The 13,430-nt window shown below is 55.0% G+C and carries 6 protein-coding genes; all 6 read right to left on the reverse strand.

Going from position 1 to position 13,430, the window contains the following annotated elements:
* Positions 1-167 precede the first annotated feature (167 nt).
* Positions 168-2,144: a YjhG/YagF family D-xylonate dehydratase gene (locus KJW29_RS14365; RefSeq protein ID WP_214630289.1), complete on the reverse strand. Its 1,977-nt coding sequence runs from the start codon at positions 2,142-2,144 to the stop codon at positions 168-170.
* Between the two features lie 30 nt (positions 2,145-2,174).
* Entirely contained in the window at positions 2,175-3,632 is a 1,458-nt protein-coding gene (gene gucD / locus KJW29_RS14370; protein WP_214630290.1) for an alpha-ketoglutaric semialdehyde dehydrogenase GucD, read from the reverse strand.
* Between the two features lie 30 nt (positions 3,633-3,662).
* Positions 3,663-4,538 carry a fumarylacetoacetate hydrolase family protein gene (locus KJW29_RS14375; RefSeq protein WP_214630291.1) on the reverse strand — a complete coding sequence of 292 codons (876 nt, stop codon included), beginning with the start codon at positions 4,536-4,538 and terminating at the stop codon, positions 3,663-3,665.
* 142 nt (positions 4,539-4,680) lie between these two features.
* A complete protein-coding gene (locus KJW29_RS14380; protein ID WP_214630292.1) occupies positions 4,681-5,439 on the reverse strand; it encodes an IclR family transcriptional regulator in 759 nt (252 codons plus the stop codon).
* Between the two features lie 333 nt (positions 5,440-5,772).
* Positions 5,773-11,643 carry an S-layer homology domain-containing protein gene (locus KJW29_RS14385; RefSeq protein WP_214630293.1) on the reverse strand — a complete coding sequence of 1,957 codons (5,871 nt, stop codon included), beginning with the start codon at positions 11,641-11,643 and terminating at the stop codon, positions 5,773-5,775.
* A 179-nt stretch (positions 11,644-11,822) separates the two neighbouring features.
* Entirely contained in the window at positions 11,823-13,430 is a 1,608-nt protein-coding gene (locus KJW29_RS14390; RefSeq protein WP_214630294.1) for an extracellular solute-binding protein, read from the reverse strand.

Here is a 13,430-nt window from a genome sequence, read left to right on the forward strand (position 1 = left end):
AGCCACAATGTGCAACTCTTTACATGCTTACCCGTTGTTTACCTATTTGTAAGCGTTTTATTTGTAGTTGAGAAAACCTATGGCGTGGTCAAATATTATTGCGCAAAATACAAAGCGGTTGTTCCCGGACGGGACAACCGCTTCTAAATTGTTCCTTGTGGTAGAGACTATCGGTTCAACGCTTTTCTTCCCGCTTCCAACAACTCGACTATCCGATCTACGTCGTAGACGCCGCCTCGCCAAATTCCGCCGCTGGCTGCCTGGAGCGCGGCCCACAGACGCGTATCGTCAGGCAGATCCGGATCGGGTGAAAGCAAGGGATGAGCCGGGCGTTCATACAACCGCCTAGCCCCTTCGACTGCGTCGAAGCGCTCTTCCCCCTCGCCTACGAAGTTGATGCTGCCTTCGAGTTGGTTCAGGTCTACAACAATCTCGATCCAGTCCCCATCGCGCAGCTTCGCCACAGGACCGCCAGCCAGCGCCTCAGGGCCGATATGGCCGATGCATGCACCGGTCGACACGCCGGAGAATCGTGCATCCGTGAGCAAGGATACCTTTTTGCCAAATGGCAAATGTTTCAGAGCGGAAGTAAGCTGGTACGTCTCTTCCATCCCCGTCCCGCTAGGCCCCCTGCCGATCAAAGCCAACACGTCGCCGGCCGATATCCCCCCTGTTTTTATCGCTTTTATCGCGGCGCGCTCGGTCGTGAACACTTTGGCTTGACCCAGGTGCCTGTATATACCGTTGTCGCTTACGACCGAAGGGTCGATTGCCGCCGACTTAATGACCGAACCTTCCGGAGCGATATTGCCGATCGGGAACGTTACGGTTGAAGCCATTCCAGCCGCTCTGGCGCTTTCCTTCGTATAGATGACCGTTTCGGGGTCGATGCCGTCGGAGCGGAGCAGCACCTCCCGCATTCGTTTTCTTCGCTCGGACGACTCCCACCAATCCAGCACTTCGCCCCACGTCTTGCCCGATACGGTGAGCGCCGACTCCTCCAGCAGCCCGAGTCCCCTTAGACGGAGCATGACTTCCGGCACGCCGCCCGCCAGGAATGCGCGAACCGTCGTATGTGGAACGGGGCCGTTAGGCAATACGCTGACAAGACGAGGCACGCTGCGATTGATGTCCGCCCAGTCGGCTACATTGGGCACGCGAAGACCCGCGGCCTGCGCAATCGCCGGGATATGCAGCAGCAGATTCGTCGAACCCCCGAAGGCGGCATGAACGATCATGGCGTTGCGGATAGAAGCATCGGTCAACACCTTTCCAACGGTAAGTCCTTGCTTTGCGGCGGACATCGCAGCCCTTGCCGATTGACGGGCCAACTCTGTCCATACCTCCTGTCCCGATGGCGCCAATGCAGCATGAGGGACCGTCAATCCCAGCGCCTCCGCCACGACCTGGGATGTTCCCGCCGTCCCGAGGAACTGACAGCCGCCGCCCGGCGAAGCGCATGCCCGGCACCCCATATCCGCCGCTTCTTCGAGCGTCATTTCTCCGTTTGCGTATCGCGCGCCGATCGTCTGTACCTTGCCCGCGTCTTCTCCGAACGTCGGCGGCAGAGTAACGCCTCCGGGCACGATGATGCCGGGTAGCGAAGGGCTACCTGCAAGAGCTAGCAGCATGGCGGGCAGTCCCTTGTCGCAAGTGGCAACGCCGATGACGGCTTTGCGGGTCGGCAGCGAACGGATAAGCCGCCGAAGTACGATCGCGGCATCATTTCGGTAAGGCAGCGAATCGAACATGCCTGCAGTTCCTTGAGACCGGCCGTCGCACGGGTCGCTGACATATCCGGCGAACGGGACTCCGCCTGCGGAGCTGATCTCCTCGGCTGCCGCCTGCATCAGCAGCCCGACTTCCCAATGCCCCGTGTGGTAACCTAACGCTACCGGTCTGCCATCATCCCGACGTATGCCGCCAAGCGTACTTAAGAGCAGCACTTCCTGACCCCCCAGGCGCGATGGCGAAAGCCCCATCCCGACATTTTGCGACCAGCCGAACAAGTCCCCGCTTGGGGACTCTCGAAGCAACTCCGGCGTAAGCGGCAACGAACCGACCGGACCCGAAGCATGGGTGGCAATCCTGTAGACTTCCTCTCCTCCGGGCTCCGCGATTTTACACCAATCATTATGCAGCATGACTTGCTCCTCCTCATGGCTGGAAGTCGATTACGGTTTCATAAATACCGTCTTTATCGAGGTATAGAATTCAATTGCCGCCTGTCCTTGCTCCCTGGTGTGGGAGCTGGACGCTTTCATGCCGCCAAACGGCGCCTGGAGCTCTACGCCAGCCGTCTCTGCATTAATGCGGACCAGCCCGGCATCCATATCCTGAATAAAAGCCAGCGCGCTGGCGATATCCTTCGTGTACAGCGAAGCGCTAAGACCGTATGGAACATCGTTCGCCAGTTCAATCGCATCGGCCAAATCATTCGCTTTAATCAAGGCCAGCACGGGTCCGAATATCTCCTCTTGCGCTATTGCCATACGCGAAGTGACGTTCTCGAATATCGCAGGCGTAACATAGTAGCCGTTGCGAAGCTCCTCATCCTCGGGCTTGGTCCCGCCGAGCGCCAACGTCGCTCCCTCCTCGACCCCGGTCCGAATGTAGTCGAGAACCGTCTCGTATTGCTTCTCGTTCGCGCACGGTCCCAGCCACGTCGACTCCGACAAGCCGTTCCCCACGCGGAGCGTTGCCGCTTTCTCGACCAGTTTGTCGCGGAAGCTGTCATAGATATCCTTTACGACGATCACGCGACTCGTCGCCGTGCACTTTTGTCCCGAGGACTTGAAGCCGCCGCTGATGGTCGCATCTATCGCCAGGTCCAGATCCGCATCGGCAGCTACGATGATGGGATTTTTGCCGCCCATCTCCAGCTGATATTTCGCCCCTCGCGCGAACGCAGCCTGCCCCACGGCCTTCCCGGTCCCGTTGGAACCTGTAAACGTGATGCCTTGCACGTCGGGATGCTCTGCCAAGCCCTGCCCGATCTCTCTGCCGCTCCCGATGACCAGATTCAGGACGCCGCTTGGCAGCCCGGCTTCGTGGAAACATTCCATAACCAGCGCCGCGGTGACAGCCGTCTCGGAGGCCGGCTTCCACACGACCGCGTTGCCGTAGATCAGAGCTGGAGCTAGCTTCCAGATCGGTATGGCCACGGGGAAGTTCCAAGGCGTAATCGCGCCGACTACGCCAAGCGGAACGCGAGTCGTGAACATAAAGGCATCGGAGTCCGTCGCGGGGATGACATCGCCGATCTTTCTCATGCCTTCTCCGGCGTAATATCGCAGTATTGCTACTCCCCGCGCTGTTTCCCCCTTTGCTTCCGTCAGCGTTTTGCCCATCTCCAGCGTCATTATGCGGCCGATCTCGTCCAGTCGCCTTTCCAGCACATCCGCCGCTTTGAATAAGAACGCGCCGCGCTGCGAGCCGGCGAGCTTGCGCCAGGCTCCCTGCGCTCCTTTCGCCGCCGCCACGGCTCTATCGAGATCTTCTTTCGTCGACAACGGAATTTGGCCCACGATTTCCTCCCGATTGGCAGGATTGACGCTTGACGTCGTTCCTCCGTATTGCGGCGGCATCCACTCTCCGCCAATGTAATTCGAGCAGCTCTTTACAACCTCCATATTCTATACTCCTCCTCTTCTATTTCGCAATCAGGCGACTACAGTATTGACTAACGTTCCAATAGATTTAATTTCGATTTCGATACGATCGTTCGGCTGCAAGGTGAAGTCGTCCGGCGGAACCAGGCAAGTGCCCGTCAGAAGCACCGTCCCGTCGAACAGCAGATTGTCCCTCTTAAGATAGGATACAAGCTCCTCCAATTTCCGCTTCAGCATCCCGGTATTCGCCGCAATGTCGACGACGATCTCCTCATTGCGATAGATTCGCAGCTTCATCTCCAAGTCATAGGGATTCGCAGTCGTTTCTGCAAGCCTAATGGCGGGCCCGACGGAGCAGGACTGCCTCCAAATCTTGGCTTGCGGGAGATACAGCGGGTTCTCACCTTCGATATCCCGGCAACTCATGTCATTGCCGATCGTGTACGCCACGATATCCCCTGCGGCGTTTAGCACGAGTCCCAGCTCGGGCTCCGGCACTTGCCATGTCGAATCGCTGCGAAGCTTGACGGTGCCTCCCGGCCCCACCGTTCGGGCGGACGTAGATTTAAAGAACAGTTCCGGTCGTTCGGCATCGTATACAAGATCGTAGAACGTGGCGCCTGCATTCGCCTTTCCGCCGGTCGCTTCATAGTTGCGGGCCTCGCGGCTGCGCTGGTAGGTGACGCCTGCCGCCCACACTTCGGGAGCATCCACCGGAGGAAGCAGTTCGAGAGAACGCCAATCTCCTTGCAACGGCGTTTTCTCCGTTATGTCGGCAGCAATTGCCTCGAGCGTCGTCATGCCGAGCCGCTGCGCCCTGCGGAACAACTCCCAGACATCCTTATCTTGCAGCCTATAAGCCACTTCATTGTCGCCGACCGCCGCGAGCGTATTCCGATCCCCGTCCAAATACTGAATTAATCTCATTAACACCACTCCCTGTTTTATATTATAGTACACGGTTTTATAATATTGCTATATTAAAACCTCCACGGAGGTCTCTCAATAAAGAGCGACCTCGCTTAGAGGTGGGTTTTATCGCCGAATTAAACAAATGGAAGGAGAACAACTATAACTTATATCCCAGCCTTCGGGAAACTTCCGCTGCTGTTTGTTGCAATTCTGTTATCAGATTCTCCAGCCCTCGATCGTCAACACGCGACCGTAACGTAGATACGCTGATGGCCGCCGACGTATGCCCGCGATGATCGAAGACGGGAACGGCCGCACATCTGACGCCGATCTCATTCTCCTCATTATCGACAGCGTACCCGCACTCTCTTACGAGTTCCAGCTCTCGGCGGAACGCGGCCGCATCGGTAATGCTCTTCGCCGTAAGACGAACGAATTCGTATCGTTCAAGAAGTCCGTCAAGCCATGCATCCGGCTGATAAGCGCTTAATAGCTTGCCTACGGAGCTGGTATGCAGCATGACGCGCCTGCCTACACGGGAGTATCGAATTGGAGCAAGTTCGCCCTCCACCTTGTCAATATATACGCCTTCGTCGCCATCCAATATGACCAGATGCGTCGTCTGCCCCGTGCTCTGCGTGAATTGCTCCAGGCTAGGCTTGGCGACTTGCCTAATATCCATCGATTGCAGCACCTGTTGCCCCTTCTCGATTAGCCGCAAGCCAAGTCGATATTTCCCCGAATCAACGTCTTGCTCCATATAGCCGTGAGCTTGCAGCGTCCTCACCAACGAATGGACCGTACTCTTGTGCAAGCCCATCCGGGTGCCGATCTCCGTAATCTTCAGCTCCGGGGTCCGTTCGTCGAATAAATCCAGAATGAGCAGTGCCCGCTCAACGGCTTGTATAATCGGCATAACCGCCTGCAACCACCTTCATGTTCGATTAGCTTCTGTAACCGTATTCGACATCTGCCTTTGCATTCCTGCTTGATTCGAAACTTTTGAGGCGACATGCCCGCTTGCTTTTAAGATACTAACCTGGACGAATGAGCGAACTGAATCATAAGGGATTCGCCGTGGAAGATGAAGAAGTTTGACATCGCCGAATTGGAACGAGCCTATCTTGGACAATAAACGGTACCGAAAGCACCTATAGTCCGGACACTCCTTACAAATTGTCCGGCTTATAGGTGCTTGTTTGTTATTTATCGCCGCGCGAAGCATTGACCTTGCTTGCGGTTAATAAATCTATCTTTCATAGATTCTAAAGATAACTACAGCCGCCTGCGCCCTAGTAGTTGAACCCGTCGGGTTGAGGGAAGAGCCGTCTCCCCTAATAATCCCCTCGTTTATCAATGCCGCCGCGCTGTCCCGCGCGTATTCCGCAACACTTGAAGCATCCAGGAATCCGCTTAGATCCTCCGCGGTTCCTTTGGACGGCAATTTACCGGCGAGCTTGAGCGCTCTTGCGACGATTACCATCATATCCTGCCTGGAAATCTCGCTCTTTGGATTAAAGTTGCTTCCGTCTACGCCGGTTACGATGCCGAGCCGCTTCGCGATTAGCAACGCCTCATAATAGTAATCGTCGGTGTGGATATCCAGGAAGCTTGCCTCATCGTCCGTTTCGGCCTCGAAGCCGAGCGCCCTGACCAGCAAGACGACAAAGTCCGCTCTCGTTATATTTTTGTCCGGACTAAAGCTAGTATCGGACGTGCCTTTGATGACGCCATTCGCATACAGCTCGTCGATCGCTTCGGACGCCCAGTCGTACTTGCCATTGCCAACATCCTTAAAGTTATGGGGCTCAAGCGTAGGCTTCGGCGTTGGTGTCGGTGTCGGTGTTGGTGTTGGTGTTGGTGTTGGTGTTGCTGTTGGTGTCGGTGTTGGTGTCGGTGTTGGTGTCGGTGTCGTTTCCGGCGGAGACCACGCGGATTGTGTAGTCGCGTTTACCGTCGGGCCATCCGTGCTCCAGTTGCCGGCTGCGTCTCCCGCCTGCACCGAGAATGTGTATGCCGTGCTCGATGAAAGTCCCGTCACTTGATGGGAGCGTACCTCTCCACCGACTGCCGCCACTTCCGTAGCGCCATTATAAATTTTATACCCCGCTACTCCCATGTCGTCGGAAGCTGCCGTCCAGGCCAATGTGAGACTGTAGGTAGATACGGAGGAAGCCGTCAACGCGCTTTCTTCCGCCCAAGTCGGAGCCGCAGTATCCGTTTCCGTCAACGTGGTTACGGTAACCGAAGGACCGTTCGCGCTCCAGTTGCCTCCGCCGTCTCCGGCTTCTACTTTAAAGACGTATTCGGTATTCGGAGATAAACCTTCGACCCTGTAAGTCAATATCGTTCCGCCCACGGTCGCGATTTCTTCCGAATCATTGAAAATCCTGTACCCCGTAATCCCGGACTCATCCTCGGCCGCCGTCCAAGTCAGCGTAATCTCCCTCGCTCCGACGCCGGATTCCGCAAGCTCGCTTTCTTCCGGCCACACCGGCGCCGTCGTGTCGGCCGACGGCAATGTCCTGACCGTTGCGGTCGGGCCGTCCGTGCTCCAATTGCCTGCCTCGTCTCCAGCTTCGATCTTGAAAACATAATCGGTGTCCGGAGCCAATCCGACGACGTCGTAGGAGCTTGCCGCTCCTGCCACAGCTGCCAGTTCCTCGAAGCCTTTATAAATTTTGTAGCCCGTAACTCCTATGTTATCCTGCGCGGCGGTCCAGGTCAGCGTAAGCGTGGTCGTCGCTACGTTAGAGCCCGCAAGGGCGCTGCCTTGCTCCCATGTCGGCGAAGCGGTGTCCGGGCTTTCGCCGCCTCCCGTAATCGAGACTCCATGCACAAGGATCGAAGCTGCGCCTTTTGCAATCGCCAACGCAAATTTACCGTTATTGACAGCTACGGTGACGGAAACGCCTAACTCCCCCAGCTCCACGTCATGGTTAAGGTAGTCTTGCGCTAGCGCCGCAAGTGATTCCGGCTGCGTAACGCTTGTATTCGGCACTATGACGGTCGAACCGATCAGTCCGGCTGCCTGCTCAACCGCCAACTGATCCGCGCCGATCGCCGAAGAACCCGTCGACTTCACAAAGATTATATCGTTGTATGTGACTTGCAGATCGGAAGCGCTTAAGTTATTGCCGTATAATAGCAGTTTTGCGTCTCTAAAGAAATCCGGCGTAAACGTGGTCGGCACGGTTGCGCCGGGGCTGCCGCTCATAATGGTATAGCTGGCCCCGTTATTTGTAGAGAAATACCCTTGTACATCGTTGCCCGTCTTTACGACCCGCAGGAAGTAATTGGTACCGCTCAAGCTCGTTCCGACGGTCTGATTGTTGGAATTCGTCGAGCCCGACAACCCGGAACTCACGACCTTTATGCTGTTGTCCAATTTAGTAGCGGCAAGTCTAAAAAATTCGCCGGTTTCCGCTTTGCGGATGCCGATGCCGACCTGCGTCGCGTTCGTTAATGCGGCGTCGCTAAGCGGTTTGTCCACCGTCAGCTTTGCCGTCAGCGTCCAGTTCCCTTCCGCCGATCCCGGCAATTGCAGGAGATTCGTGCTATTGGGATACGGCGGATCCTGTTTGACCGTATGCAATGTCACGTTCCCCTCCGGATGGAAGCTGAACGCTTCTCCGCTGGGGTTTCCGATGCTCCAGCCATCGGGAAGACCCTCTGCGAAGTTGAATTGTTGCGTCGTCGAGAACGCTACCGTAAACGTCTTGATCGATTGTCCCTTGATAAAGCGTATGATTGCCGTGTCGCTGACGCTGCCGGCCTGCGCGATGCTTACCTTCACGCTTGGATCATTGGAGGACGCGGTCACGACCGGCACTTCCGTACCCGTAACCGTGTACGTATAGTCAAGCTTATCCTGCGAGAAGCTTACTGGCAGACTTCCATCGACAAAAATCGTGTAAGTCGTTAGTACGGGAGGCGTCAAAGAAAGCAAATCGGCATACATGATATTCGAATCCTTGGCATAGGCGGCCAAAACGACTTTAGCCGTGCCGACCGGCTCTTGATAGACAAAAGATTCGTTGTCGCTTTCATGCCAGTCCGCGACTCTTACATAAAGAGGCTGGAACGACGCCAGGTTTAATGGCCCGCCTTGCAAAATGCGTCCGATAAATTGACCGTTCTGCCAATAACCGGCATCTCCGGCTTCGCGCTCCCGATAAGGCTCCGGCATATCGCGGCCGCTGATCGGCGTCAGCGCCAGCTGTTCGCCCTCGCTATCGTAATAAACCAATGCAACCTCTACATCGCCTGGATGGTCCGCGGCAACGTCGTAGCTCTCCGGACGATGTTTCATGGACATAAAGTGTCCCTTGAAGTTGTAGGTTTCTCCGGCAGTCAGCGTACCGGTCACGTCCTGCCAGATGCCGTCGTACTGATTATCGGCATCGATCCGGTTAGCCAGCTTCGCGGATCCCGCTATTCTCGAAGTCGCGTTGTTCTTTAAATAACGAGACAGACCCGTGTAGCTTTGAATCGTGTCCGCGGTAAGCTCCGGACCCGCTACGGATTGCAGGAACGTGCCGTTATCGTATCGACCTGCCGCCCAGTTGCTCGTATTGGAAGAATTCACCGTATCAAAGTCGCCGTTAATCAACAAATTGCCCGGTATAGAAACCGTCGAATTGTTGGCGGCGGGGCTCCAGTCGGAATCGTTGGCCCCGAACAAGAATCGGTCGACTACGATCGGGCCGCCGCTTGTTTCCGATACGATATACAAATCTTTATGGCCGTAAGCGCTGAGGTCGCCCGTGGATACCCTATCCTGGTATTTGCCGTACCCGTTATTGGCCGGCACCGAAATACGCGCCACCTCTCTGCCTAACGAACGGATGTCGTTCGCATCGCCTACATGCGTGCCTACCGGCACAACATAAGCCGCCAGATCGCCGCCATTGGCAGCCTTGGCTTGCGCCGTTAGATAAAGCAGATGCCTCCGGACTACGCCGCCGTTCGCGGAACCATCCGCAAAGTTGATATTGCTGTAAGCAAGGTAGCTGTCGTTGCCCATAGCGACGGCTTCATTGGCGCGGCCTGCATGGCCGGCCTCGTTTCCTTGCACGTCATTGTCGTTTCTTTCTGCCTCGAGCGAAGAGAAAATATCGCGTTCGCCGTCCAGACTGTCAAAAGTCGCGTATGTGCCTTGGGATGGAACAATCGTAACGACGCTAGCCGAAGGAATGTCGATGACAAACTTGCCGTTTACGACGGGAATCGTGCCGAGCTTCTCCTGATTCTCGCTGGCGGAAGTCCGGAATACGGTCACGCTCGACGTGCCTGCCGGGAATTGATTAAGCGTGAACTCCAGCGGTTGAATGCTATCGTCGTTTTTGGCGTTGGATATCGTAATGGAGAAATCCGTATTGCTGCGGAAACCAACGATGTTAATGTCTTGCGCCGGAGCGCGCGTTACATCGAAGCGCTTGTCTCCCGGATTCATAAAGCGGGAGAAATGCCCGAAGCTGTAAAACCGTTTGAAAATCCGGTATTCCCCGGTCAATGTGCTAATGCGCCCCGGCTCCTGCTGGGAGTTCGTTGTGACGAAGCGGATCAAGTCGGAACCGTCGACGCCGTTGTTGTCCCACATGCTCCACCAGATGAAGCCATTGAAGCCGGGATTGCTTGTAAACATATTGGTCATCAGGTTGGACCAACGCACCGCATCGTTGATGTTCTGATTGCCGTACCGATTGGTATAGGCGCCGGCGGAACCGTCGCCGGTATCCTGGTTCATGAACTCCGTCTGCCAAAGCTTGTATTTGGTCAGATACTGCGGATACGAGTTGCCCGCTGTCGTATAATCCATTGGCGTCTGCGAGAAGCCGCCCGTATGATACAGCTTGTTCTCGTCCGTGCCGATCCCTGTCGTACCGTACAAGTGAGTCGAAAACACGTCAAGAAACGGATTCTTCATCGTGGCAGTCGCTTCATCGACTTGGGAGAACATCTGACCGCCTCTGCTCAATGAAGCGTTAAGGTTCGTCCCATCCACCGCAACGAGCTGAGGGATAAAGTCGATGGCTTCGCCGTCGGGATTCTGGATATCGTACAGAGCCCCGCCCGGTTCTACGGCTGCTTTCAATGCAGGGCCGACATATTCGTTGACCAGCTCGGTTACATAAGCCGCGCTTCCGCCCGCCAAGTCCACCTCGTTAAAAGGCCCTACATGGGTAATCGGAATCCCCCATTGCTCCCACATGCCTTTTACGTAATAAACCAAATAATCGGCAAACGCCTGATAATAGATTTTCACCTGCTTGCCATCGATAATGGCTACATCGTTGCGAATAATCTTGCTCGGCGAATTGGATGAGGAATTGCTCATCCAATAGGGCACCGTCCACACGCATGCATAGAATGTCTCGACGCCGTATTGCATGGCTTGACGCATCGTCCATACTTGGTCGAAGTCGAATAACTCCTTCCTTGTGCGCGGCGCGTTCTTGATGACAACGGGATCCGCGCCTTTGTCGCTAAGCAGATTGGTCGGGCCGCCGGCATCGTTCGGAATCGGCTCGTTCCAGGATGGATAATTCCACACGAAATTCTCGAGCGGCACCAGCGTGCCTGGTTCATGCGCCGGCTCGTTCGGCCAGATGCTGTCGGTGTTGCCATCGTAATAGCGATTCTCGGCATCGATTTTATAGCCGTATTGACCGGCCGTCCCCCTCATGGGGATGGGATTGCCCTCTATATCGAATCCCGGATTCGCGACATCCGCGGGCAACGAGGTGACGGGGTTGAATCCGGGGCTTGCAGCCGTACCGCTTGCGGCGACGCCTCCGTTGTCTCCGATCATGACGCGAACGATATCATGCCCCGTGCCGTTCTTCTCGTCGAAGGTCATATTCAGCAATCTTCTGACCGTTTCCTGATGACCCGCGGATGCGAGCTGCATCATTTGTGTGGAAGGCGTATAGGCATAGGCCGCGCCTACGCCATCCATTTCCTGGTATGTTGTATACCAGTTCGCTGTTACCGGGGCGGCATCTGCAGCGGCTTGAACCGTACTGCTCATGGACAAGGATGCCGGAGCAACGATGGATGCCGCCAATGCGGCAGCCGTCAACTGCGCAAGAGTCCTTCTCCTAAATCGTGTTAACATGATAAGTCTGCCTCCTTTTTATGAAATCTTCATTAATGAACACGCTTACATTTCGCTGAAGTATTTATGTACCGTTACTTGGCATCCGCCTTTTCCAATGCCGATCGCTTTCTATTCCCGCGTACGCATGATCGATTCCCCGCCGACGAGGCGGAGAATCGAGTTCATGCCTGCGATTCTTATTTCGTGGCTTCGAATGCCTGGCGTTTCTCGTCCATGACTTCTTGTCCGCCGATTTTCATATAATCGTTGACTTCGTTATCGTAGACCTTATCGAAGTCTGCCGGTTTTGCCGTTATGACTTTAACGAAAATTTCATCCGTCTTCTCTTTAAGAGTCGTGGCGTATTTAATTTCCGCTTGAATCGGCGTCGTAACGCTAGGCTTGATCACGCCGTCCTTGGTACCCATCTCGAAGCTGGCGACGGTGAAATCCTTATAATTAGGGTCGGATGCGTTTACCGCAAGGTTTAGTTTCTCGTCTGTCGAGCTTGCGAGCTTGCCGTTCAAAATGATGGCGTAATCCGTATAGTTGTAGAGCGTTTGTTTCGCTTCCTCGTTATCAAGCACTTGCGGCACGCCATCTACCATTTCGTAGGTTTTGCCTTCCGTTCCGTTTTGCAACGGAATGAAGTTTTCGGGCATGGCCATCCAATCCAGATACTTGACTACGGCTTCGGCGTTTTTACTGGTTTTTGGAACGAAGATGTACATTCCGTTTGGCGAATAAAGCGCTTTGGGCGTTTTGCCGTCAGGAGTAGTAAACGGATTGATCGGAACGACCTTCGCGTTGGCATCTGCTTTGCTCACCTCGGCCAAGTAGCCTTGGTAGACCGGCTCATTCGTATTGGCCGTGCCCGATCCAACGACGCCGTTGATCAAGTCCTTCTGGAACTTCTGGAAATCCTTGTTCATCGTCAACGGGAAATCCGGATCGATCAAACCTTCGTTATACAGCTTGTTCATGAAGCGGAACGCTTCCTTGTTGCCCGGCAGCAGCCAGTCCGGCGTCGCGTATAGATCGGCATCCGAAATTTTATCCCATTCCCAGAACGAATATTGAAGCGGCTTGCTATGGAATGGATCGATGTTGCTATAAGGAATGACCTTGTCGCCGGACTTGCCGGGCTTCTTCTCTTTAAACGCCTTCAGCGTATTGTAGAATTCATCCGTCGTTGTCGGAATCGGCAAGCCCACCTCATCCAGCCAATCCTGGCGCATGATTGTCGTGCTTTCCGGCAAGAGAACCCGGCGGGCCGGAATCGCGTACTGAACGCCTTCGAATTTACCATAATTCAGAACGGTTTCGCCCAAAACCGTTTTCAGGTTTTGCCCGAATTGCTCGAGATAAGGTCCAAGATCGGTCAAACCGCCGTCTTTGACGTATTTCTGCACCGTTGGCGTATCATACGTATATACCAGATCCGGAGCCTGATTGGCCGCCATCAGCACATTCAATTTCTCTACCTCTTGAGTCCGCGGTACGGTTACAAATTCGACTTTAATATTGTTCGGATCCCCGAAATTCTCCTGAATGTAATTCGTCATGAAATTGTCCGTGATCGGCGGGGCGCCGGCCGGCGTATTATTGCGGTCGAACAACTCGATGCGCAGCGTGATGGGATCGCTCTTAGGCGCTTCCGTTGCAGGATTGGAGGTTGGATTGGTTGTCGGCTTGCCGGAAGGCTCATTCCCTCCCGTATTGTTGCCGGAGCATCCGGCAAGTATGGATGTCGATACAGCCACCGCCATTAGCCCGGCTGACCACTTTTTGGACTTTGCATTCAT

It is taken from the genome of Paenibacillus agaridevorans (assembly GCF_018604145.1).
Classification (GTDB): domain Bacteria; phylum Bacillota; class Bacilli; order Paenibacillales; family Paenibacillaceae; genus Pristimantibacillus; species Pristimantibacillus agaridevorans.